Raw genomic sequence first — 22,848 nt, 5'->3', positions numbered from 1 at the left:
AAAGCCATGGCGCGCGTTTTGGCCTGCCTTTACTATCGACTCGTTACGAAAGGACAGAGATGGGTAGATCAAGGCATCGAGGAGTTCAACCGTCGAAGCGAACAGCGCGAACTTGTCCTCCTGCAGCGCAAAGCTCATAAACACGGAATGCAACTCGTACCAACTGCCTGAAGGAAGACCACAGCACCGAGATCACATGGAAATGCCCCGTTCAGCGGGAGCAAATCCCTTCGTGTGTCCGCACACAATACCTCAACAGCAACAACAAGCCGTCTTCTAGCTACTCGGCACTCGGCAAGACTCCAGAACCCTAAAATAGTCGTTCTTGCAAAATGAAGTTTCTGGAAAGCTGAACTTTACGGGTGCTCGGAGTCGCATGGGTAAGTTACGGCCTATTTGCCCTTGACCCAGCGAGCACTCTGGGTCGACTTATCCATAGCTTCTTCTAGATTGAAAATGGCGTCTGGCAAACCGACTTCCAAACCACTCTCGTCAACAACTTCATAGCGTTTTTCGCCCATCTGCAAGGTTAGGACGTTGTATCCCCCGTCGTATGCGCCAGAATAACTGGGCAACGCAGCAAGGAAGTTCGCTTGCCGAAATCGGTCTAGCAGCTCCATCGAAGCTAGTGTTGAGATGTGGTCTCGTTGAGAACCCTGAACCGCAACATAAGCAAATCCCTTGTACGTCACCGTGCCGTCTCCCGCTACAGTAACGGAGTAGACCGGACAACGACCCTCGCAGCCCCGACGTGCGAGGGTCATACTGAAATCTGGCACGTCTGTGAGGGCGGGAAAGGGCCGTGGGGGGCCGAAGCGTTCGGGTGGCGCCAACGCAAGGGATGTGCGGACTAGGACGCGTGCTGGATGGCCGTCGATTTCCCACGGGACAAAGCGTTGCGCTCGGATCAGATCCTCCGCCTGCTTCAGGCGTGCCATGACAACGGGAGGCGGATTAGGGGAGTGAGGCACGAAGTTACAGGAGCCGGTGTACGGCAGCAGGGTGGCGGACTCCACCATTCCAGAGGCAGAAATGGTTAGCTCGTACGCAAGAAAGTGATTGCCCCCACATGGCTCGCCGTTAAGTTGGCCCCACTGAGTATCAGAAAGGCGAAGAGGACCCGGTGGGCCAACGCGGTGGTCACGAACCGTGGATTCATCTACGACGACTGCCGGGATCTGGCCAGCCGGTGGAGCATTATGGCAGGCGGTAAGCCAGAGCAGCAGGAACAAGCCTAAAACGCCAGCCCGGTTCGTCCGAAAGGTGACGCGTTGGGTCACAACATGCTGAATATGCATGGCTCTATAGACACCGCCTGCTGAACAATGTATCCAAGTTCCTCCGAAACGGGGTTATCGGCAACTTCGAACGTCTTCGAGGAAAGCCAACTCCGCGAAACTTGCCGATCTGGTGCCAATCCAAAGCCGATCTCAGCAGGCTAATCGTCACAGAAGTTGCAGTGGTAAAGCGACTCTCGGGAAACAGTGCCTTCCATCACTTCAGTGAGTGGAGGCTCATAAACCCAAGGCCTTCACTTGCTCCTCGGTTTCGTAGCCAAGCCAGTGTGCAACCTCATGCCACACCACCCGTTTCACTTCGGCCCGCAAATCTCCTTTTGAACACCGCAGAATGGGGCCGCGAAAAACAAATATCAAGTCGGGGGCATACTTCACCTGGGTGAATGACCGTTTCGTCCTAAGTGTGCCGCTGTACAATCCCAATAACTCAGTTCCACGACGCCATTTCTTTCTGTTCGATATGTCCTCCAACACGTCCGCTGGAGGCTCGTCAACCAGTTGTATGCCTGGGAAATCTGGCAGGTCCCTGATCTTCTGGGGCAGGGTGGTGTATGCCCACTCTACAATCTCCTCAAAGCTTTTGGGATTTGTGGTGTCGGCCATGAGGCCAACTTTACCACCAGGACAAGCGGCGAGACGTGGGCACCCGGCGGGTGAGCGCTCTCCGGGCGATAGCTGTTGCAAGATCGCCATTGCACCAAGAATCAAATGCTCAAAAACTTCCTTTGCGAACCTTCGGCATGCAGGAAAGTTCGAAAGTCGTCTGCTAGGGCCGACGACCTTTTTCAGCATAGTTGCCGAAAAACCGGACTTTGCGGGAATGCTGCCTTTCGCGGAGAATCGAAGCTGGTGCATATCGAGCAGGCAGGGTCTCATGACATTTGACGAAGTTCGGGCGTTGGTGCGTGCGCAAAGCGCCGAGAACCTCTCGGTCACAAATGCCCACCGCATAAAGTTAGAGCAAGCGATCATCTCACCCCAAATAATCCCGCTGACCTTCCGAACAGTCGTAGATGGTCGCGTGAAGGACCAAACCTTGAGTGTCTGGCTCGTCGGGCAAGAGGACGCTGCCGATGGCTACAAGATCGTCATGCGGGAAGATGGCAAGCAGTTCGGTCTCGCCTCAGTTGGTTTCCCACACGATAAACATCTGATCTTAGTCAGATGGTACGGCTCGCTGCTGTCAGCATTCCTAGCGATGTAGATTGGTTCCCGGAACGGAGATTTCGGCAAGTTCGACGCGCCGAACCCCACTGGCCGAGTGAACTTGCTCAAAACGAGACTTTCGAGGAACTTGCATTCTCGCGCGAATCCGTTTGAGCTTAGATTTGAGCTTAGACACGAGCCTGTTAGTCTTTTCCACATGGATCTAACAACAATCCTCAGCCAAATAGATGCTCAGATTGCCGCTCTTCAACAGGCAAAGGCGCTCCTGACCAGTGCCTCCACATCCAGAAAAGTAGGCCGTCCTGCGAAAGCCGCTTCGCCTATTGTCAAGCGGACAAGGAAGCCTCTCAGTGCTGAGGCCAAGGCACGTATCGCAGCTGCACAGAAAAAGCGTTGGGCGAAGGCGAAGAAGGCTGGTCCAGCGAAGGCTGCGTCCGCGAAGACTGCCTGAAGTGTCAGTCCTGCCGCTCGGAACTCATGCAAAAACGATGAGGCATTGTTCCCTTAAAACGGTTTTGGAAGTTGCCGAAAACCCGACTTTTCGGGCGTCAGCCTTCCGTCCATTGCGAGATAATCCCATCGCCTTGCAAGTTCGCAAAGAAGCTCGGCGTCAGTGACGGTCCAAAGAACGACGCCTTTGGTGCGCAGTTATCGTAGAGGCCAAGTTCGAGACGATTGCCTTTCTCGATTTGGATATGGAGTATGCCCCCGGGTACCGTGCCTCCTACCGCTGCAATGATTGCTTCCACAAGGTCGGTCTCGAGCGGCAGGACGACGAAGTCCTGTTTTGGCCATAGCGTGTTTCTCTTGAGGATTTCCGTTTCATCTGCGGACGCTCCTGCTAGATGAGCCACTGCTGTAGCACTCAGATCGCCCTCAAACGAGATGCGTGCGGTTCCGGCTAGCTCCCGCATAGCAGCGATTAGAAATCGGTGCTTATCGCGAATCTTGTACAGATGAGCATCTGTCGGCATCCATCCTTTTTACCAGTGATCGGTGGGCCGTCAAAACACCCAAGGACGCAGAAGCTCATAGCTCCGCCGAAACGTCGGGTTATCGGCAACTTCGATGGTTGAACTTGCCGAAATCCCGACTTTGCAGGCATGCGATTTCCGCTGCCAGTATGAGAGCATTCGCTCTTCTGTTCACTGTTGTACAGCTCACGCGTAATGTCCCTCGCATCGTACGCATGCAGCACTGCGGGCCTGTCCATGTGCGCCTCGTTCCACTCCTTCGTCGACACCACCCACAGAATCGCATCCTTCGTCCCATCGGGCGAAGGCATTCACTCTCTCGAGAACGACGACGACATGATGAGCGCTATGGCGCGTGAGTTGGTCGAGCACCACGGGAAGAGGACGATCCATCGTTGCTTCTTCTGCCGCTGGAGCCGGTCACAGCATCGTCACCTGCGCTGCATCTCGTCGAGTCCGATCCGACGAGGCAACAGAAGCCTTCCACGCTTTGGCCCACCGGCCACGTGGAGGGAGAGCAGATGCTGCTGTTCGCCTAAACCATTGCATGTGAGCCTGCGGGTGGGTCCGGAGGCTCACATGCTTAGAGCTTTCAATGACAAATAGGAGACCCTATGGCCAGCAAGGCTACACCTCTGATTCCGTTTCAAGGGACAACTAGTGCGATGTCGTCTCCCACTCTGGTTGCCGCGGATCATTCTCTGCTTGAGCTAGACAGTGAGCTGGATGCGCTGCTCGATCAGATTCAGGATGAGATCGAAGAGCAGGGCGAGGCGAGCGCCGAAACAATGGAGCGCTTCCAATTGTTCTGTCAGGCCATGGATGTAAAGATCGATCGGATCGGCAGGTTTCTCAGGGTCATGGAGACACGTGCCGAATACTGCAAGAAGGAGTCGGCAAGATACGCCGCTCGTGCCAAGAGGGCGCAGAACAAGATCGAACAAACCGAATCCATGGTTCTCTACTATCTTGCCAGCCACGATCTCAAGAAGATCGAGAGCCATGAGTTCACGTTGAAGCGGAATAAGAACTCCCAGGACAATGTGGTGATCACTCAGCCCGACAGCATCCCTGATGACCTACGCCGCTTCGAGGCAAAGATAGATGGTCCCCTCTGGCTCGACGTTATGGATGCATTGCCCAAGACGCTGGCAGAACCGCTCGCAGCCGCCGTCAAATCTAGCGAGCCCTCGAATAGTGCCATCAAGCAACACATTGCCAACGGTGGCGTGGTCGAGGGAGCTTCGGTCAAACGCGGGTACCATCTGCGAATCGAATAGTGGGAGGTCAATCACAGATTCACCTACAGAAGACTGGCGAGATAACCTGTGGGCTATATCGCCAGTCGACGGCGGAAAGGCACTTGTCCGAGAAGGCGACTTCTCGTCCAAGTGCCGAGAAGGGCGTCTCCCGGTACCTAACCTGTATGGTCTCTCGTTTTCCGGTGAGCGCAGCGCTTCCTATTCACGGCGCTCGGTCACCGAACTGTTTCTGGAGTGATTAGCGCCCGAACCAAGAGCTCTTGCGACCGATAAGTCAATTGGTCATCAGGATCCCAATACCGAGAAGCCTGCTGCCCCGATACTGTGCAAGAGCTCGTCTGCTGCGGCGAAGAGGCTTATCCAAACGCGCAATCCAAACTCAACCGAAGTTCGCAAATTCTGCCCGATTTTTTTTCATGATGCGCCTGGCGTTTCCAAAAGCTGACACAAGCGCGAAGCAATGAGATACCCGGGCAGAATGTCGACGACGCCGCATTCGAGCGCGTCCCACCAGAGTTCCGCCGTACTGAAAGAAGTCGTGAGTACAATCGGCACACAGATATCAATACCCCTCATCCGTTCGACGAGATCTCTCCAATTGCCATCAGCCACGGCGAGTTCCGTGACGATCACGGTCTTCTCGCGCGCCGAGTTGAGCAAATCGACTGCCGCTCTGATGCTGCGCGCCCACTGCACAACCAGTCCGCGCGCTTCGATGTCCTGCGCGATGGTGGCTTCCGGGCTCCTGTTGGACACGAAAATTACTGTTCCTGCTCGTCTGTCGGTCTGCATCGATTCTCCAACGCTGCTGGATTCCACCTTATGCCGGGTGGCCTCCGACTGGCCGTAAGCTGCCGTAAGCCGGCCGTAACACGGCGAAGCTTCGGGAGCCTAAAATGATGTGGGGGTAACCAAATGCCAACTCTGCCCTCATCATCCGAAAAATCTCTCGCCAACTCTGCAGCCGACCCTGTGCCGGCGACAGCGGTTCGCGACCAATTGGCGCGTATAGTGACTAGCTCCGGGTTTGTTTCGTCTGTTCGGCTCTGCCGATTTCTGACCCACATCGTGAACCGGACAATCGAAGCAGATATTGACAGCCTCAAGGAGTTCTCGATTGCAATGGAGGTGTTCGACCGCACCTCTGAGTACGATCCGAACATCGACGCAATTGTTCGGGTCGAGGCTCGCCGCCTCAGAGCAAAATTGAAGGCCTATTACGAGGAAGGGCAGGGTACGGTTGATCCGGTTCTGATTGGATTGCGGCCGGGCAGTTATGTCCCGGTCTTCCGATGGCTTGACGCCCAGCCAGCAAAGCATCGCGAAGAGATTGGCGCAGCTCCGCCACCGGGCCGTATATGCGTTGCCGTGTTGCCGTTCGTGAACATGAGTCCGGAGCCGGAGCAGGACTTTTTTTGCGACGGGATCAGTGAAGAGATCACGAACTCGCTTACGCGGGTATCCGGTTTGAACGTGATTGCGCGGACATCGGCCTTTCACTTCAAGGGTGCCAGCATCGATATACGGGAAGTAGGGCAGCGTCTCGGCGCGAATCTTGTCATCGAAGGAAGCGTTAGGAAAGCCGGCGAACAGCTGAGGATCACTGCCCAGGCGATTCAGACCGAATCGGGTCATCACTTATGGTCGGAGACGTTCCGCCGTGAACTCAAAGATGTGTTTGCAATTCAGGAAGAGATCGCACAATCTGTTGCGGACTTACTCCGGCTTCATATGCCGGGAGTGCAGGGGGCAGTTCAGTCTTCCGCTCCTAACCTTGACGCGTATACGGCGTACTTACAAGCTCGCTTCCTGATTCATCAGCAGTCGCCTGAAGCACTGCAAGCTGCACTGGGGCAGCTACGAAAGCTGGTTAAGGTTTATCCCGACTACGCTCTCGCTTACAGTGACATGGCTGCAGCGAACGGTCTTCTTGCCCTTTTCGGGGCCGTGTCGGGCCGTGAGGTGTATCCCGAAGTGAAGGCGAACGCGGAGCGCGGCTATGCGCTCGCTCCGGAATCCGGAGAGACGTGCACGGTGCTCGGCGGCCTTCGTGCCTGGTTTGAGTATCGTTGGGATGAAGCGGACGGGATCTACGACCGGGCTCTAAGACTACAACCCAGTCACGCGCGGGCTCACATGTTTCGTGCCATGGCTTTGTTGTGCCAGGGGGACTTCAAGGCGGCAGAGACAGGACTTCGTCGCTCGACTGAACTGGACCCGCTTTCTGCCAGCGACTGCGCGCGTATGGCTTATCTTCATTACGTAAAAGGAAACTATCCATCAGCCGCAGAGCATCTCCGGCAGTCTTTTGAACTGGATCGCGACTATCCTGAAGCGGGATTGTATGAAGGACTCCTGCACTTCCAGCAGCAAAATTACGATGCGGTCATACAGTGTCTCTCGCCGTCTGTTTCACCATTGAATATCGGGCTGCTTGCCGCAGCCCATGCCAAGGAAGGCAGCCTCTCGCGAACCGGGGAATGTATCGAAAGGCTTCACCAACTCGCAGCCCGACAATACGTCACTCCGTTGGCAGAAGGCTTCGCTGCAATCGGGATGGGAGACTTCGATCTCGCATTCCAATGCCTGGACGAAGCAGTCAACCACAAGACAAACTTTGTGAATCTGCTGGCGGTCGAGCCGTTTTTTTATCCTCTACGCTCTGACCGCAGGTTTGCGAAGTTACTGAAAAGGATGAGCTTGTCGCACTGACAGGTGTCGCAAGCAGTGCCGTTAGCTTACGTAGGGCTTACGTAAGGCTTACGAGGCATTACTCCCCCCGCTTCCGCGTTCGAGGCACCATTGCCTCATGAAACGACGCACTCGAACAACCTGTTTGGCCTTCACCCTGGGGACGCTGACTTTGCTGGCGCGAGGCCAGAATCTCGCACCTCTATCCCCCCCGCCCACGGTTGAACAGGCGGCGGGACAACAGTCACACCTCCCTGAATTGACTCTCGAACAGGCGGTTGAACAAGCTGTTGCGAACAACAGCAGTCTGAAGACCGCCAGCCTCGAGACCCTCCGGGCCGCCGATGATCTGGCTGCGAATCGAACGAGACGATTTGCGAATACGCAGGTCACTGCGCTGGGCGCCCAACTGGTTACGAAGCCATCGGTTACTTACCCGGCAGGCTCGCTTGGGGTATACAGCGCGACCGGGCCGATTCCGGCGACGAATCAGAAGGTCGAGATTCCGCGAAAACCCGTAGGCATAGTGAATGTCCTGATTGCCCAGCCGCTTTCGACGCAGTACCAGCTGCATTTGCAATTGAAGGCTCTTGCGCTGGGCCTGGAAGGTACGCGCCAGGACCAGGTGAAAACGCGTCTGGAGGTGGTCGACCAGGTTCGACGTGCTTACTACGCGGTTGTCGAGGCACAGAGCGCTTTGGATAGCCTTCAGGCGTCACTCCCTTACTACCGGGAATCGCATCGTCTGGCATTAGTGAACCGCGGTAAAGAGACGATTCTCGAATCGGATTTGCTGAACGCCGATGCGCAGCTTTTGAAGATACAGAATGCCATCAGCGATGCGAGCGACAGGGTCGCGTCGGCGAGCGAAAGATTGAACGATCTGATGGGCCAGGACGTACACACGCAGTTTCGGGTTGCGGCGATCGGCGATGCAGATACCGATCTCGCCACACCCGAAGCCATGGAAGCCCGCGCTCTTCAAAACCGGCCAGATGTGAAGAAGGCAAAGCTTCAGGTGCAGCAAGCCAGATACGACGCGCGGGCGAAGAAGGCGGAATATATCCCCGACGTGAGCCTGGCATTCAGTTACTACACAACAGCGAATTTCGAGAATGTTTTTCCAAGCAACGTCGGGACAGTGGGCCTTTCGCTTCGGTGGGAACCGTGGGACTGGGGACGCAAGCACCATGAATACGACGAAAAGCGAACCAAGGAAGAGCAGGCCAAGGTTGGCGTCGGCGCTACGGAACGAGCCGTTCTTCTGGAGGTGAGAAATGCGCGCCGGCAATTGGAGAACACCCGCCGGCAACTGACCCTCAGCGATGCAAGCGAAAGTGCGGCCCGGCAGAAGCTCAAAGAGTTGCAGGAGAAGGTGAAGTGCGAAGCGGCATTAAGCAGAGATTTGTATCAAGCACAGTCGGATCTGGCATCCGCGGACAGCCAGCAGGAACAGGCTCTCACTGCTTTCTGGAAGGCAAGAGCCGATTTGAAAAAGGCGATTGGAGAAGAGTAATGCGTGTATATTTCGGAATTTTAAGTTTAGCTGTGCTTTCCGCTCTCGCCGGCTGCGGGACAAAAAAGCAGAAGGCGGGTCCAGAGCCGGCTCCCGTTGTGGCGGAGATCGTGGCTACGCAGCAGGTCCAGCCCAGTTGGACTTACTCCGGCGAGATTCGTCCGGACACTGAGGTTCAACTGGCCTTCAAGGAGCCCGGTTATATCGCCGCTCTGTATCGAGTGAAGGGCGTCGATGGTCGGATGCGTGATGTGCAGGTAGGCGACGAAATACCTGCCGGCGCCACACTGGCCCGACTGCGCAGCTCCGATTATGAAGCCTCGCTCAACTCCGCGGTCGGCCAGCAGCGCTCAGCGCAGGGTACGCTTGATGTTTCGCAAGCGGAACTCAACCGAGCAAAGGCCGACCAGGCAAAGGCGGATCTTGATTTTGAGCGTGCACAAGCGCTCTATGCCGCCAAAGCAATGACTCGCCCGGATTACGATGCGGCGGTGAATCAGCACACCTCAGCGACCGCCACTGTGGAAGCCGCCGTGCGTCAGATCGAGGCGCGCCGCGGGCAGTTGAGCGCTGCATCGGCGCAGGCTGTCTACGCGCGGATCAATCTTGGCGATACAAGCCTGAACGCTCCCATGCCTGGAGTCATCGTCGAAAAGAGTGTGGAACCGGGCAGCCTGGTTGCTGCAGGGACAAGGGCATTCACGCTCGACGATACGCGCGTCGTGAAGGTGAACTTCGGAGTTCCCGACAGCATGCTGGCACACCTCAAGCTAGGAGCACCGGTGCCTGTGCAACTTGATGCCTTGCAGGGGCGGAGCTTCACAGGGCAAATTACGGGAATCTCCGCCTCCGCCAACCGTGAGTCACGGGTTTTCAACATCGAGGTTACTCTCCCGAACCGGGATCGCTCGCTCAAGGTGGGCATGATCGCACGCGTCCGTATAAAGCAAGCGAATACGCAAACTGTGCCTGTAGTACCACTGACCGCCTTGATGACCGCGGAATCAGGTTCGAATAACTATTCGGTCTTCACTGTAACGGAGCGCGATGGAAAACAGTTTGCGCAATTGAAGAGTGTGAGGATTGGTGAAACCTTCGGCAAGTCGGTCGTCATCGACGAAGGCCTTACGCCCGGCGAACGAATCGTCGTCAACCGTACTAACCAGCTAAGCAACGGAAGCCTGATCCGGATGGTCAACTAGGAGACGCAGCAATGACACACGCACAGAATGAGCAGTCCACGGACAAGAAACAGAATCTAGCCCGCTTCTTCCTCGAACAGCGACACATCGCCTGGGTCTCGCTCGCGGTTGCGCTCCTCTGGGGATTCTACGGACTATTGAAGATGCCGCAACGGAAAGACCCGGACATTCCTGTACGCCAAGCGATGATTATCGTGCCATGGCAGGGAACATCGGCCGAACAGGTAGAGCAACTGGTGACCAGGAAGATCGAGCAGGCTCTTGCTTTGAATCAGTGGGTGACGGAGATCAAGAGCGCCTCCAGAACTGGTTCGGCGATGGTTCAATTCGAGCTGGCAGAAAAGGGAAAGTACGACAGGGACAAGGAACTGGACGACGTCAAGATCAGGCTGGACGCCATCCACGATCTTCCGCAGGGTGCCGGTCCGATTTTGTACATCAAGGACTTCGGGGATACATCTGCATTGATGCTCACAGTAGCAAGTCCGCCGGCCGATCCAGCCCAGGTTGCCTGGGTGAGCAAGCAGGTTGAGGCACAGATCCGGCAGGTTCGGAGTGGTCTGGCTTCGCAAACTCAGCCCCGGCGTTCGATCGTGGTCGTTTTTCCGAAATCCATCGACAGTGCCGAAGTAGAACAGAAGCTGTCCTGGGTGGCCCAGGACATGGCAGATCAGCATCTCTGTTCCGATGTGCGAGCGTTTTCGGGAGCGGGGTTCACAGGGGTGGACCTGGCGACGAACCTCAGCACTCCTGATCTGCAGTCGGCCTTGAGGAAGTTCGCAAATCAGAACCTGCAAACCGACGAACTTCATCCCGATGCATGGAAACCTGCGATCATCGACGAACTTGCAAACACCACCGCGGCGCTTCAGGCCGTGGCCGGTGATAAGTATACTTATCGCGACCTGGACGACTTTACCGATACCCTTCAGCGGAGCCTCAACACGCTGTCTATCGTGGCGAAGGCGGAACGTTCCGGGGTACTGGACGAGAACGTATTTCTGAATTTCTCGCAGGAGCGCCTGGCGCAATACAAGCTAAGGCCGGCGGATCTTTCCAGCATCCTCGCGGCCCGGAATCTACCGGAGAGCGGTCAAGCGCTTAATGCGCGCGGACGGACGGTCAGCGTCAGCACCACAGGCGAGTTCAAGAGCATCGACGATCTGCGGAATGTAGTGATAGGCACGTCACTGAACGGAACGCCGCTTTACCTGCGGGATCTCGTGGACATCGACAGGGGATATGAGAATCCCCCTTCGTTCCTGAACCGGTACACGCGCCGCGACGAAAACGGTAGATGGATCACGACGCGCGCGATTACGCTCTCGGTCCAGATGAAGAAGGGAGAACAGATCGGTTCTTTTGGAAAGCAGGTGGATGCCAATCTGGCGAGCGTCAGGAAAACATTGCCGGCCGATCTGGTCCTGGCCAGAACCTCGGACCAGCCCCTGCAGGTACATGACAGCATTGAGCTCTTCAGCCACAGCTTGATCGAGGCGCTGGTGCTGGTGGTCGTCGTGGCTTTGATTGGCTTCTGGAGCTGGCGGACGGCCATTCTGATTGCGGTGTCGATTCCGATTACGCTCGCGATTACGTTTGGGGTCATCAGCACGCTCGGGATCGACCTGCAACAGGTCTCTATCGCTTCGCTGATCATCGCGCTGGGGCTATTGGTCGATGTACCGGTGGTGTCCGGCGACGCAATTGTTCGGGAACTGGGCGCCGGCCAGCCACGGTCGGTCGCCGCGTGGCTGGGACCGACAAAGCTATTCAAGACGATGGCGTATGCCACTGTCACGAATATCGTCTCGTATCTTCCATTTCTGCTGTTGCCTGGAGATACAGGGAAATTTCTGTACAGTCTGCCTATCGTCATTAGTTGTTCGCTGCTGGCAGCCCTGCTCGTCTCGATGACCTTTGTGCCGCTCATCAGTTCGTTTCTGTTGGAAGCCAGGAGCGAAACTCCTATCGCGGAGAGGCGGCAGCGCGGGTTCACGGGCTGGTATTTCCGAACCGCGAAGAAGGCCATTGAACACAGGAAGCTGTGCCTGGCAGGCTCGCTTGTCCTGCTGATATCGGGCGTCGTCGTCTTTTCCAAGCTGAAACCGCAATTCTTTCCAAAGGATCTTCAATACTTTTCTTACATCGACGTGTGGCTGCCTGAAGACACTCCGGCGAGCGCGACCAGTGCGGTTGCTCAGCAGGTGGAATCCGTTACCCGCCGGGTAGCTGAAGAGTATGGTAGAAGCCATCCGGAGCACGGACATCCGAAGGATGTTTTGGTCTCGATGACGACTTTTGTGGGCGGCGGCGGTCCGCGCTTCTGGAGCAGCGCCACACCCGAGGACAGGCAAACCAACTATGCTCAGGTGATTCTGCGAACGAAAGATAATCATGATACGACCCCTCTGCTTGCCCTTTTGCAGCCGGAATTGGACAGGCAAATTCCTGGAGCAATCATTGATACGCGGAATCTCGAAACGGGCAAGCCGGTTGGAATTCCGGTTCAGGTCAGAATTTCCGGCGAAGATCTGCCACGTCTCAGAGCGGAAGCCGAGCAGCTGAAGCAAATCTTTCGAGACATCCCCATCGCCGCCAGAGTTCGAGACGATTGGGGCGAGCCGAGTGCGAGAGAAGTGGTGCACGTCGATGCGGACCGGGCAAACCTGGCGCACGTTACAAACGCAGATGTTTCCGATTCCGTCGGTGCGGCTCTTCATGGCATTACGGCTGGAGTTTTGAGAGATGGCAACAAGCAGGTTCCGATTGTTGGACGCATGCGGATGGAGGAGCGGTCCCAACTCTCTGATCTGCGCAGTTTATACGTCTTCTCGCGGCAAGACACCCCTCCAGTGCCTCTCGATCAGGTGGCGACGACTGTCCTGAGTCCGGTAACGCCTAAAATCCGACGCTTCGATCAGTACCGGACCATTACCGTGCAGTGCTGGCCTACGCAGGGGCATTTACCCTCGGAGGTAATCGCAGCGGCTATGCCAAAGCTGGAGGCATTCCAGAAGCAGCTTCCCGACGGGTTTATATTCCGCTTCGCCGGCGAGCAAAAAGAGCAGGTCAGCGGCTTTGGTGATCTTACTACGGTGCTGCTGATTTGCGTTTGCGCCATTTATTTGGCTCTGCTTGCGCAGTTCAAGCATGCGTTCAAACCCCTCATCGTCTTTGCTGCCATTCCGTACGGCGTTGTCGGTGCAATCTTTTCACTCGCCATTATGGGCCAGCCCTTTGGATTCATGGCATTCCTTGGGATCATCAGCCTCATCGGTGTAATTGTGAGCCACATCATTGTGCTGTTTGAATTTATCGAGGAGCGACGAGAAGAGGGCGAGGAATTGGAGTTGGCACTGATCGATGCCGGCATCCTTCGTTTGCGGCCAGTGATGATCACGGTGGCGGCCACAGTGATTGCGCTGTTTCCGTTGGCTGCACACGGCGGCCCGCTTTGGGAGCCTCTTTGCTATGCGCAGATTGGGGGACTGACGATCGCCACTTTCGTGACGCTTGGGCTCGTTCCCGTTCTCTATTCCTTCGTCGTGCTGGATCTGAAATTGATCCGTTGGGAACAAGAAGAGCAGCCTGGTTCTGCTGCTCCGGAGAGACCCTCAGCGATGCCTCTAAAGTCCGGGATACCTGGGTGACCACTATGAACTTTGGACACGCCATCCAATACGCGACATTGTTATCACTTCTGATGGGAGGTCTCGGTGTGGTTGTCGCGGTCTTAAATCACCGTGTGCAGGTGAAGACGCAGATCTTCCTGGCAATGTCTGCCCAGTATGACGAACTGTTGAAGAACTCTTCGGCGGCATTCTGGCTGAGTGTGCCAGTTGGTACAGAGCTTCCTGAACGGACGGACGATTTAACCATCTCGATGTTGCGATTCTGCACTCTGGTTTCATTAACCCATCTTCTATTTTGCGAACGCCGCATACCAAAACGAATGTGGGAGTTGATGCTCCGTTCCGCTGAGCGGAGGTTCCGCAGTCCCTTATTTGTGCGTGAGTGGGAACATTTGAAAACTGAATTTGAATCATTTCCGGAGTTCGTCGCTCTTGTTGCTTCAGTGCATCATATGCCGTCCCATACTGAAAACCTTGGCCCTGGACCCGTGCTACCCGCACAGAAAGAAGGACACCAGTCGCCATGCTGACATCCTCGGAGTTGAAGAAGATACCAATCTTTGCCTGCTTGAACGACGCGAACCTCATGTGGCTCTCGCAGCAAGCTGCCGATCTTCATCTGGAACCGGGTGAGTATCTCATTCACGAAGGAGAGCCCACCCCTTTTTTGTAGTGATGGAAGGAACCACGGAAGTGCTCAAAGACGTAATGGGGCGTCAAACTGAAGTCTCAGAGCACAACCGGGGCGATTTCTTTGGCGAATTGGCCATTCTCATGGCAACTGCGGCTCCCGCCTCCGTCCGCGCGAAAACAGCTTGCCACTTGGCACGGCTCGATCCTCAATACCTCCAGGAAGTGATTCGACGCTCGCCCGAGTTCAGCGCGGTGATCTTACAGACCCTTAACGAGCGGGTACAAGTCGTGCAGAAGTACATGCTGAATCTTCCCTCCAGCCGCGTGCAGATTGTCGGATCGAAATTTGATGACGACTGCCGGGAGATTCGCACCTTCCTGAGTATGAATCGAATCCCTTATGAGTGGGTCGACCGCGATCGAAGCGCACAACTGGCTTCACCTAACGCAGCTTGCGATGTTGCGGGACTATCCATTGTCGTGGATGGCTCGTTTTGCGTCAGCCATCCTCCTACGGTTCGCAAGGTAGCTGAAGCGCTCGGATTCCAAACGGCTCCCCATCACCAAAGCTATGACGTGGTTATTATTGGCGGCGGCCCAGCGGGACTGGCGGCTGCCGTCTACGGAGCCTCAGAAGGGCTCAGTGTTTTGTTGGTGGAGCGCAAGGCTCCTGGCGGTCAGGCTGGCACATCTTCTCGAATCGAGAATTACCTCGGCTTCCCCAATGGCATCTCAGGAGACGACCTCAGTCAACGCGCGTTCCGGCAGGCGGTTAATTTTGGAGCCGAAGTGGTTCTTACCCGAGAGGTCCGAGAGATCATTCCGCAACCGAGCGGCGCATATACGATTGGGCTCGATGGTGGCGATAGGGTTGACACAAAGACCGTAATCCTGGCGACCGGAGTTGATTGGCGCAGACTCGAGGCGGACGGCGTCGATCGCTTCATCGGACGTGGAGTCTTGTATGGGGCTGCACGTACGGAGGCCCCAACCGTGGCAGGAAAGCGCGTCTTTCTTATCGGCGGCGGCAACTCTGCCGGCCAGGCTGCCCTGTTCTTCGCAGATTACGCGAGTTCAGTGACCATGCTGGTCCGCGGCGAAGATCTGAAGCGCAGCATGTCGCAATACTTGATCGATCAGATTGCTCTCGTGCCGGGCATTCGGGTGGAGACGGAAACTGAGGTGGTCTCTGCAGACGGCACGGATTGCTTGAAAGCAATAAACACCCGGAAGAAGGAGGAGCCGGTCATTCGCCGGCCTGCAGATGCACTGTTTGTCATGATCGGCGCCGATGCAGTAACCCATTGGTTGCCACCTCAAATCCAACGCGAAAACGGCTATGTCCGCACGGGGCGCGAGGTGAGCGACCAGCCAGGTTGGGCGGCAGATCGTGCTCCATTTCTGCTGGAAACAAATCTTCCGGGCTTCTTCTGTGTAGGTGACATTCGCTACAACTCGATCAAGCGCGTTTCCAGCAGCGTAGGAGAAGGCAGCATGGCCGTTGCTTTCGTTCATCAATATCTCTCGTTAATGGCCTGACCGTTTTCCACAGTGATCGCCGTCGCGCTTCAATCGTCGCTCATGGCTGCACGACTCAGACCAGTCAAGGGGTTCGCTGGCTTAATAGCGAGTCCATCAAGTTCATAGCTATAGCTCTGACTATCCATCTCGCATGCGATCTCCTTCTGCGAACGGATGCGCCTTCTCGGCGAGTGGTAAATCACCAACTCACTCATCGACAAATGAGATCGAGGCAAGTTGCCGAATAGTCGCCATTCCTGACAAGTGACCCTCTCTTTTCAACTGTTGCTAACAGATCAATGCGCTCATCGACCTATTCAGATCGATCTGTGTTTTGGGCAAGTGGCCGTAAAACCGGCTACTCGCTAAGTGACGGCTGCATGCAGCCACGGGATGTCCTGCGAAACTCGGTTGTTGAGAAATAGTCTGCTGTTGAGCGGTCGGTGAGATGCATTCACAGAGCCTTGAACGTCAGTTCCTTGGGCTGTGCTTCTTAAATCGCGACCAGACCACGCGTCATGCCGATGCTGACGGCTTCCGTCCGGCTGGCGGCGCCCAGTTTTGCCAGGATCGAGCTGACGTGAAACTTCGCTGTGTGTTCGGAGATATCAAGCCGCGAAGCGATCTCTTTATTCCCCAGGCCAAGTGCCATCAGGCGCAAGACCATTGTCTCTCGCGCCGTCACATGTTCGGCAAGCCTACCTGCCCTCGTGTTTGAGGCGGCATATGCATCTTCCGTTTGTCCGAACGGCTCCAATGTGACTGCCAGGCCCGCCACCGTAGCCTGGATTGCGGCGAGCAATTGATCCGAAGTCACCTGCAGAGGAAGGACGATCGAATATGAAAGGCTGCGGCTCGCTTCCTGAGAACGGCGTGGATTCGGCCGCTCAGCAGAACAGTCGACGTTGAGGAAAACACCTCGATCAGATCGCTGTCGCTCTGGTCTGCAACGGTTCCGAAGTCTTCCGTGGCGATTAGGATTGCATCCGGCTCATCGCTCACCGCGCGATAGACGAGAGTTGAAGCCGCTGCAGCGGAGAGCAGATTGACTTCCACCGCAGATCGAAGAGCAGAGACAGAAGGCGGCCACACAGTTAAGTCGAAGCAGGGCAACACTCGCAAGGGTTTGGGCCGGGTGATCACGTCTACCTCTACTCACGCTGCTCGCCACGATCGATGGAATCAGCCGCGATCTGCGACGCTCAGGGTCAGGTCCAGCTTTGCGCCCCCGCGGAAGACGGTCAGGGAGATAGTGTCTCCGATGCTCGAAGCACGAAGCCGATGCAGAATTTCGCGCAAACCATGAACAGGCTCCCCATTGAATGAGACGATCACGTCTCCTACCATCACACCCGCCAGGGCAGCAGGCGCCTTCGGTTCAACATGCGTAACCAGAAGCGTTTCATCTCCCCCGTCAGGAAAAAGCTCCTGTGCGGGCTCGGGGATGGGAATCGGCTGCATGGCGAGGCCGAGAAATGGACGAGGCACATGACCAAGTTCAAGAATGGCATCGACAACCCGATTGATAGTCTGCGCCGGAATAGTAATAACGGCCAAGCGGGCCAATGCCGGACTATTGATGCCCAGCACCTGTCGCTGCTCATTGATAAGTGCGCTGCCGGATTGACCCACGTAAAGCCGGATGTCCGGACGTATGAGACGGTCGATCGCTCCCCCACGCCAGGTTCGCCAGGCACTGCCACTGCGGGCGATGATTCCGCAACTCGAAGAAATATCTCCCAACCGGGAACGCCCGATCGACAGCACAACTTCTCCGGCGCGGATGACGAGATCGTTCGCACTTGAAACCGGCGTCAACTTATCCGAGTCAATGCCCAGCACGGCGAGGTCGGTTGTCGCATCGCTCCCGATCAACCGTGAGCCGAGAGATTCTCCGGCGAGAATGATCTTGATGGTCTCGCGAAGAGGAAGGCCGTGGTGCGTCGTTACGATCACGTCCGGGCGCCAAACCACTCCGCTCGTAGTCGACCTTCCTCCGCCGTCAATCGCGACGATGCTGTTCTCAAGATCCGCGATCGTATCCGCAAAAGAACTCGACAGTTGCGTCCATACTGACTTTTCCGTTCCAGTTGTCACGACATTCACCCCTCGCTTCGGATTTATCGTGACATGTTCAACAAGCCGCGCACATCCGCCAATTGACTAGGGGCACAACTGAAATTGTTCAGGGAGCGAAGGAGATTGCGATCGGCTCGCAGGTACATAGGAAATCGAACATCCTTCTTTTGTCCTGAAAAACACACTGGAGGGTAACCCATGAAACTCCGTCGCAATCAGTATTGGCCGATTCATCGATCGCTTTCTTGCTGTGGCCGCGAATCGGTACAGAGGGGAGCGAGAGTCAGAAAGCTCGGAGTGCAACGTATCGAAGACCCGCACCATCCGCGAGGATACCGCGAGCTCCGCTCCAAAGCAGAGATGCGGAAGTTGCTCAACCGCAAGATTGTCGAACAGAACCGGCAATGCGCGATCTGTGAAGTGGCCTTTACCAACTACAACGACATCGTGCCCGACCACATTGATCCAAGGGGAATGGGAGGGTCGCGGAGAGACGACCATCCGGAGAACATCCGGGCAGTGCACTTCTGGTGTAACGGCGAAAAGGGATCCACAAGAGAGTATTAGAGATTGTCGTTCGCCGTTTCTGTCGTGTGCCATTTGACCGAGCTTTTGAACCTGGGATACAAACCGTGCTTCGGCACGCATATTGCACAACCCAGGAAGGAGGTTTTCCATGCCTCAGGTTGCGAGTCCAGCTACGAATGGAGAAGCAGCACAGAAGGAAGATCTATCTGGTCCGCCAGCTGCCAACCGGCATCGTCTTCCGGACGAACGGGTGGGTCTCACACACCATTTCTCCATCGCCGGCCACGAGGGCTACCTAACGTCGGTCTTTATCCAAATGCGCAGCCGGGCGAAATCGTCATCCGGATGGCTCTCCCTGGAAACTGACCACTGTTCAGGCACCGTTGCCGATCACCTTAACTACAGGAGTCACTCTATGCGAAGCCTGATATTGGCGAATGTACTAGGCCCGGAGTCCGGAGACGGAACCGATCGGTAAAGCGTGGTCGACTTGTGGGGTCCTAATCCAGCGAGATTTCTTCTCCGAAATACCGACCCCCGAGGGACAGATGACTTCGTCGAATACGAGCGCGTTCTCTTAACTCGAAAATCGCTGGGGCGCCTGATGCTAGCATGCGCAGCATTTCTCCTACATGTTGTTAAGAGCCTTCATGGCATTGTCACGATCCTGACGGAAACCCGGGTGGTCTTTAGTGAGTTCCAGCACTCTCTGAAAGTGCAGTTTCGCCTCTGCAGGACGATGCAATTGCATCAAGACCGTACCATAGAGATTCTCGTAAGCTGGCCGGTTTATAGTCGGTACGTTTCCCTCAGCGGCGGAAAATTCCACAGCCGCGTGTTCCGGATCGTGTGCGAAGAACATCATCCAAATACCCCGATTCATCCGCCGCACGGCGGCAAGCGTATGCAAATCGAAAGTTCCGTGGTAAACCAGAACGCTGCCGTTAGCAAACGTTTCATCTGGCTTACGTCTTAGGAGCGAAAGGTAAGCATCTGTCCAGAACACCGCAGTCGGCTGCAGGATAATCCTGCCGCTAAAGCTTTCTGGTAACAGGGGAGGTATGCCCTGACTGCCGAATAAATCCTGCGGTGTGCTTGGCAAGCTGAGGCACGGTGGATTAGATCGATGTGGAGCAAACCACGCTATCGCGCAGTTGCCCGGATGCGAACGGACATAGTTGTCGATTGCGGCGTCCGACTGGCCCCAGTCCAGATTCGAATCATCAAGGTATCTATAGAGATGCGCTGGACCGCCGGCCAGCTCATTCGCATAGGAGAGCTGCTGCGGGGCGGAGTGCAGCGATGACAGCACGTGAAACCCAACCAGCGCAATGCCAATCGCGGCGGCTACACGCGACTGGCTCAACAACGCCACGCATCCCGCCGCGGCGAGCAACACCAGCACTGGATAGATGGGGAGAGCGTGGCGAACTCCCATGTTCACTCGACCTGCCATCACCGTCGCCAAACAAGCCAAGGCGGAGATAACCAGCGTCAGCATCGCCAATCGATTGCTGCGCCACAGCGGCCGGCTCGTTACGGCTATAAGAGCCAGCACGAGCACAGGAATTGTGAGCTTGATGAGAAGAGCGACCGGATAGTAATACCAGACTCCTTCCGGGTACACATCGCCGAAAAAATACGCTGCGCTCGCGTCGAACGTCTTCAACGTGGCAAGCCCTGCGATGTAAGCTTCCGGCAGCAGATGATGATTCGCCAGGAACCAGCTAAACTTCGGCCAGAACGAGTCTTCCAGACCTGCTGACGCGAAGATCTGGGTAAAATCGTAGCTTGCTTTTGTTGCATGTGGCAGAGCCGTATACCGAAACCCGTATGTGGCCCAGATCACAGCCCATGCCACCACACAGGCGCTGATCCACCCTCCGCACCGGGACAGCAGCTCGCGCCACGCGAATCCGCCGCTCAACTGCGGCAATAAGATGACGATCAGGGCCACCCACGGGATACTGAGCGCCAAGAATTTAGAATTGAGCGCCAGGCCCATGGCGAGCCCAAGGAATAGCATGCGCGGGGGCGTCGGCTTGATAGCAAATTCGTATGCAGCCCAAATCGCAGCCAACATGCACGTGGCAAATGCGACATCATTGGTCGCCAGCGATCCATGGGCGATCAGAGTCGGCTCAAACGCCAGCAGAATCGCCGCGACCGTCGCCACGCGATAACCGAAAAAGGACACGGCAGAAAAAAGGTAATGGCAAGCAACGCAAGCGCGAATAAGGCCATTGCTGTACGCGCCTTCCAAAGAAGGGCAGGCCCGCTTGGTGACATCAGCCATCCGATTGCCACCCCATAATCGGGACCACGCGACGGCGTTACTTGCGATCCGCAAGGACCCGCAAAACCGCCGAGCTCCCAATGCCGCACGGGAAAAGCCGCAACAAGCTTCGCAAGGGGCGGATTCTCAGGACTCACCCCGTAATCGCCGCATTGCCAATAGCGGTACCCCGATTCCACGTGCACCAGCTCATCAATCGTCGCCGAGTTGGATGACATGAACCAGAAATGCAGAATCAGAACTACGACAGCGCAGAGGAGTAGAACGCAGTACCCTACATTTCGTTCGCACCAGAAAGATCTGCTGGCTGAACGGTCCATGCCCATATGCCTCCAGCCTGCCATTCTAGTCGTGAGTGCGGCCGCACCGAATGAAATGCCGTGTCAAGTGGGAAAACAAATGGCGTTCATTCCCTAAATCAACGACCGCCGTGGAAATTTACGACCTGTCGATCAGTTTAGTCCTGGGAAACGCCGATCTGTTCCGGAATGATGCAAAAGAGCGATCCCTGGGATTAACAGCCTAGCTGTTCACTGACTCCATCGTCGTTCACATCGCCGTTTCCGCTTCATTCTCAACCTCGCCTGACCTGTCACTCCCTAAAGGACATCCATGAAACCCTCTGAGCTCCTTGAAGCGCTGCACGCGCTCATTTCCGAACGTGTTCCTTTGTACATCTGGGGCGCATGCGGTGTGGGCAAGTCGCAAATCGTTGCCCAGGTAGCCTCTGATCTAGGCGGGCAGTTTCTCGACATTCGAGCGGTTCAGCTTGACCCGGTCGATCTGCGCGGGTTGCCGCGCATCTCCGCTGACCAGGCGGAATGGGTGCCCCCGAAATTTCTGCCTACCTCCGGCAGGGGCATCCTCTTTCTCGACGAGCTGACTGCCGCACCACAGATGACCCAGGCGGGCTGCTATCAGCTGGTGCTCGACCGCAAGCTCGGTGAATACCACCTCCCTGACGGTTGGGTCGTGGTCGCCGCAGGCAATCCGGCATCGGAACGTGGCGTGCACTTTTCCATGCCGCGACCGCTGCGCAATCGCTTCGTCCACCTAAACCTTGAGCCGGACTTCGAAGACTGGTGCCAGTGGGCGGTTCGTTCCGGCCTGCGTCCGGAGATCGTCGCCTTCCTGCGGTTCAAGCCCGCACTCCTGCATGACGCCAACGCCACGACGGATGTGAATGCGTGGCCTACTCCCCGCTCCTGGGAGATGGCTTCGAACGTCTTGAGCGGTTTCGCACGCCGGCAGAAGAGTGGCTTCTTCATGGGAGCCACAGAGATCGAAGCGCAGCTGCTTGAGGGTACTGTTGGGCCCGCAGCTACCACGGAACTGGTTGCCTTCCTGCGGCTGTTTCGTGATCTGCCGTCCATCGATGAAATCCTGTTAAACCCGGATACGGCACCGCTCCCTGGGGAGCCTTCCGCTCAGATCGCGATTGCCACTGCATTGGGAAGAGTCCTCAGTGACCACTCCATCGCCAAGGGCATGCAGTATCTCGACCGCATGCCAACCGAGATGCGCGTGCTGGCGATACGCGACGCGGCCGCGCGGAATCGTGGCATCACCCATACCCCGGAGTTCGTTCGCTTCGGAGTTGAACATGCGGAGGTCCTGCAATGATCACCGAACGAGCCATGCTGGCCGCAGTCCACATCAGTATCTGGACTGCGGTAAAACACGACCGGAAGGTAAGCCGCGACGTCGCCGACCGACACGGCGCGCATGCGGGCGCCGGGCGCTACAACAAACAACTCCTCCGCGGTGCAGAGAAGCTTGACGCGCTTCGGACCTTTGCTGGACAAATTCGCCAGCACTTCTACAAGATCACCCTGCCGTGGTCCGATGAAGGCTACCGTCTGCTGCCCGCACACTTCTACTTTGAGCTCACCACACAGATGCGAGAGTTTGAACGTGCCTTCTCACAGAGTGTTGAGGAGTTCTTGGAAGTCTACCCGTCCTATATTGAACAGGTCCGTCCCGAGTTGAACGGCCTTTTCAGGGAGGAGGACTATCCCTCGGTCGAAAAGCTTCGGGCAAAGTTCGGAG

Annotated in this window: 20 protein-coding genes; 12 read left to right on the top strand and 8 right to left on the bottom strand. The window is 56.2% G+C overall.

The window, feature by feature from the left end; translation table 11 throughout:
- Positions 1–392: 392 nt before the first annotated feature.
- Together Q363_RS40980 and Q363_RS42205 are read right to left on the bottom strand one after the other, a co-directional pair.
- Positions 393–764, bottom strand: coding sequence for a DUF6438 domain-containing protein (locus Q363_RS40980; protein WP_245632405.1), 372 nt, complete (start codon positions 762–764; stop codon positions 393–395).
- Between the two features lie 750 nt (positions 765–1,514).
- Positions 1,515–1,901 (bottom strand): metallopeptidase family protein, encoded by a 387-nt coding sequence (locus tag Q363_RS42205; RefSeq protein WP_169747093.1) that lies wholly within the window; start codon positions 1,899–1,901, stop codon positions 1,515–1,517.
- Between the two features lie 271 nt (positions 1,902–2,172).
- Here Q363_RS42205 and Q363_RS42200 point away from each other — a divergent pair, with 271 nt between their 5' ends.
- Positions 2,173–2,502: a hypothetical protein gene (locus Q363_RS42200; RefSeq protein ID WP_035355378.1), complete on the top strand. Its 330-nt coding sequence runs from the start codon at positions 2,173–2,175 to the stop codon at positions 2,500–2,502.
- Between the two features lie 511 nt (positions 2,503–3,013).
- Here the strand turns inward: Q363_RS42200 and Q363_RS23140 are convergent.
- Positions 3,014–3,439, bottom strand: a complete 426-nt coding sequence (locus Q363_RS23140; protein ID WP_035355372.1) for a hypothetical protein — start codon at positions 3,437–3,439, stop codon at positions 3,014–3,016.
- Between the two features lie 395 nt (positions 3,440–3,834).
- On the opposite strand from Q363_RS23140, the gene Q363_RS40975 reads away from it, so the two are divergent.
- Entirely contained in the window at positions 3,835–3,978 is a 144-nt protein-coding gene (locus Q363_RS40975) for a hypothetical protein (protein ID WP_157467407.1), read from the top strand.
- Positions 3,979–4,053: 75 nt separating this feature from the next.
- Positions 4,054–4,719, top strand: coding sequence for a siphovirus Gp157 family protein (locus tag Q363_RS23135; RefSeq protein ID WP_035355370.1), 666 nt, complete (start codon positions 4,054–4,056; stop codon positions 4,717–4,719).
- A gap of 396 nt (positions 4,720–5,115) precedes the next feature.
- Here Q363_RS23135 and Q363_RS23130 read toward each other — a convergent pair whose 3' ends face one another.
- Positions 5,116–5,493, bottom strand: a complete 378-nt coding sequence (locus Q363_RS23130; RefSeq protein WP_035355367.1) for a response regulator — start codon at positions 5,491–5,493, stop codon at positions 5,116–5,118.
- Between the two features lie 681 nt (positions 5,494–6,174).
- Between Q363_RS23130 and Q363_RS23125 the strand changes: the two genes are divergently transcribed.
- The 6 genes from Q363_RS23125 to Q363_RS23100 all read left to right on the top strand — a co-directional run bounded on the left by Q363_RS23125 (position 6,175) and on the right by Q363_RS23100 (position 15,914).
- Positions 6,175–7,413 carry a tetratricopeptide repeat protein gene (locus tag Q363_RS23125; protein ID WP_245632407.1) on the top strand — a complete coding sequence of 413 codons (1,239 nt, stop codon included), beginning with the start codon at positions 6,175–6,177 and terminating at the stop codon, positions 7,411–7,413.
- Positions 7,414–7,918: 505 nt separating this feature from the next.
- Complete coding sequence (locus Q363_RS23120; protein WP_483782904.1) at positions 7,919–8,908, top strand: TolC family protein; 990 nt, start codon at positions 7,919–7,921, stop codon at positions 8,906–8,908.
- A complete protein-coding gene (locus Q363_RS23115; protein ID WP_035355358.1) occupies positions 8,908–10,110 on the top strand; it encodes an efflux RND transporter periplasmic adaptor subunit in 1,203 nt (400 codons plus the stop codon). Before Q363_RS23120 ends, Q363_RS23115 begins: the two co-directional genes overlap by 1 nt.
- 11 nt (positions 10,111–10,121) lie before the next feature.
- The gene (locus Q363_RS23110; RefSeq protein WP_035355355.1) at positions 10,122–13,760 is read left to right on the top strand and encodes an efflux RND transporter permease subunit; all 3,639 of its coding nucleotides are present in this window, start codon (positions 10,122–10,124) and stop codon (positions 13,758–13,760) included.
- A gap of 5 nt (positions 13,761–13,765) precedes the next feature.
- Positions 13,766–14,272 carry a hypothetical protein gene (locus Q363_RS23105; RefSeq protein ID WP_035355392.1) on the top strand — a complete coding sequence of 169 codons (507 nt, stop codon included), beginning with the start codon at positions 13,766–13,768 and terminating at the stop codon, positions 14,270–14,272.
- A 145-nt stretch (positions 14,273–14,417) separates the two neighbouring features.
- The gene (locus tag Q363_RS23100; RefSeq protein WP_342667451.1) at positions 14,418–15,914 is read left to right on the top strand and encodes an FAD-dependent oxidoreductase; all 1,497 of its coding nucleotides are present in this window, start codon (positions 14,418–14,420) and stop codon (positions 15,912–15,914) included.
- Between the two features lie 475 nt (positions 15,915–16,389).
- Here the strand turns inward: Q363_RS23100 and Q363_RS43045 are convergent, their stop codons facing one another.
- From Q363_RS43045 to Q363_RS23085, 3 genes are all read right to left on the bottom strand, one after another.
- Entirely contained in the window at positions 16,390–16,698 is a 309-nt protein-coding gene (locus tag Q363_RS43045) for a response regulator transcription factor (protein WP_051979188.1), read from the bottom strand.
- Between the two features lie 11 nt (positions 16,699–16,709).
- Complete coding sequence (locus tag Q363_RS23090; RefSeq protein ID WP_035355353.1) at positions 16,710–16,952, bottom strand: hypothetical protein; 243 nt, start codon at positions 16,950–16,952, stop codon at positions 16,710–16,712.
- A gap of 126 nt (positions 16,953–17,078) precedes the next feature.
- Positions 17,079–17,993 (bottom strand): S1C family serine protease, encoded by a 915-nt coding sequence (locus Q363_RS23085; protein WP_157467404.1) that lies wholly within the window; start codon positions 17,991–17,993, stop codon positions 17,079–17,081.
- A 279-nt stretch (positions 17,994–18,272) separates the two neighbouring features.
- Here Q363_RS23085 and Q363_RS23080 point away from each other — a divergent pair, with 279 nt between their 5' ends.
- Positions 18,273–18,542, top strand: coding sequence for an HNH endonuclease (locus tag Q363_RS23080; RefSeq protein WP_157467402.1), 270 nt, complete (start codon positions 18,273–18,275; stop codon positions 18,540–18,542).
- A gap of 589 nt (positions 18,543–19,131) precedes the next feature.
- On the opposite strand, the gene Q363_RS23075 is transcribed toward Q363_RS23080, so the two are convergent.
- A complete protein-coding gene (locus tag Q363_RS23075) occupies positions 19,132–20,799 on the bottom strand; it encodes a glycosyltransferase family 39 protein (protein ID WP_084080665.1) in 1,668 nt (555 codons plus the stop codon).
- A 612-nt stretch (positions 20,800–21,411) separates the two neighbouring features.
- Between Q363_RS23075 and Q363_RS23070 the strand changes: the two genes are divergently transcribed.
- The gene (locus tag Q363_RS23070) at positions 21,412–22,422 is read left to right on the top strand and encodes a P-loop NTPase family protein (protein WP_035355343.1); all 1,011 of its coding nucleotides are present in this window, start codon (positions 21,412–21,414) and stop codon (positions 22,420–22,422) included.
- The coding region (locus Q363_RS23065) for a hypothetical protein (RefSeq protein ID WP_035355341.1) at positions 22,419–22,848 on the top strand (430 nt) is incomplete at its 3' end. The genes Q363_RS23070 and Q363_RS23065, both read left to right, overlap by 4 nt.

Origin of the sequence: Edaphobacter aggregans DSM 19364 (assembly GCF_000745965.1) — a bacterium.
Lineage (GTDB): Bacteria > Acidobacteriota > Terriglobia > Terriglobales > Acidobacteriaceae > Edaphobacter > Edaphobacter aggregans.
The sequence above is the reverse complement of the archived record's forward strand: the minus strand, read 5'-3'. Positions and strand labels throughout refer to the sequence as shown.

What these genes read in the sequence shown, in the direction of transcription:
- Q363_RS40980 (WP_245632405.1), bottom strand. Translation starts at nt 764, where the DNA reads ATGACCCTCGCACGTCGGGGCTGCGAGGGTCGTTGTCCGGTCTACTCC.
- Q363_RS42205 (WP_169747093.1), bottom strand. Translation starts at nt 1,901, where the DNA reads ATGGCCGACACCACAAATCCCAAAAGCTTTGAGGAGATTGTAGAGTGG.
- Q363_RS42200 (WP_035355378.1), top strand. Translation starts at nt 2,173, where the DNA reads ATGACATTTGACGAAGTTCGGGCGTTGGTGCGTGCGCAAAGCGCCGAG.
- Q363_RS23140 (WP_035355372.1), bottom strand. Translation starts at nt 3,439, where the DNA reads ATGCCGACAGATGCTCATCTGTACAAGATTCGCGATAAGCACCGATTT.
- Q363_RS23135 (WP_035355370.1), top strand. Translation starts at nt 4,054, where the DNA reads ATGGCCAGCAAGGCTACACCTCTGATTCCGTTTCAAGGGACAACTAGT.
- Q363_RS23130 (WP_035355367.1), bottom strand. Translation starts at nt 5,493, where the DNA reads ATGCAGACCGACAGACGAGCAGGAACAGTAATTTTCGTGTCCAACAGG.
- Q363_RS23115 (WP_035355358.1), top strand. Translation starts at nt 8,908, where the DNA reads ATGCGTGTATATTTCGGAATTTTAAGTTTAGCTGTGCTTTCCGCTCTC.
- Q363_RS23110 (WP_035355355.1), top strand. Translation starts at nt 10,122, where the DNA reads ATGACACACGCACAGAATGAGCAGTCCACGGACAAGAAACAGAATCTA.
- Q363_RS23105 (WP_035355392.1), top strand. Translation starts at nt 13,766, where the DNA reads ATGAACTTTGGACACGCCATCCAATACGCGACATTGTTATCACTTCTG.
- Q363_RS23100 (WP_342667451.1), top strand. Translation starts at nt 14,418, where the DNA reads ATGGAAGGAACCACGGAAGTGCTCAAAGACGTAATGGGGCGTCAAACT.
- Q363_RS23075 (WP_084080665.1), bottom strand. Translation starts at nt 20,799, where the DNA reads ATGGCTGATGTCACCAAGCGGGCCTGCCCTTCTTTGGAAGGCGCGTAC.
- Q363_RS23070 (WP_035355343.1), top strand. Translation starts at nt 21,412, where the DNA reads ATGAAACCCTCTGAGCTCCTTGAAGCGCTGCACGCGCTCATTTCCGAA.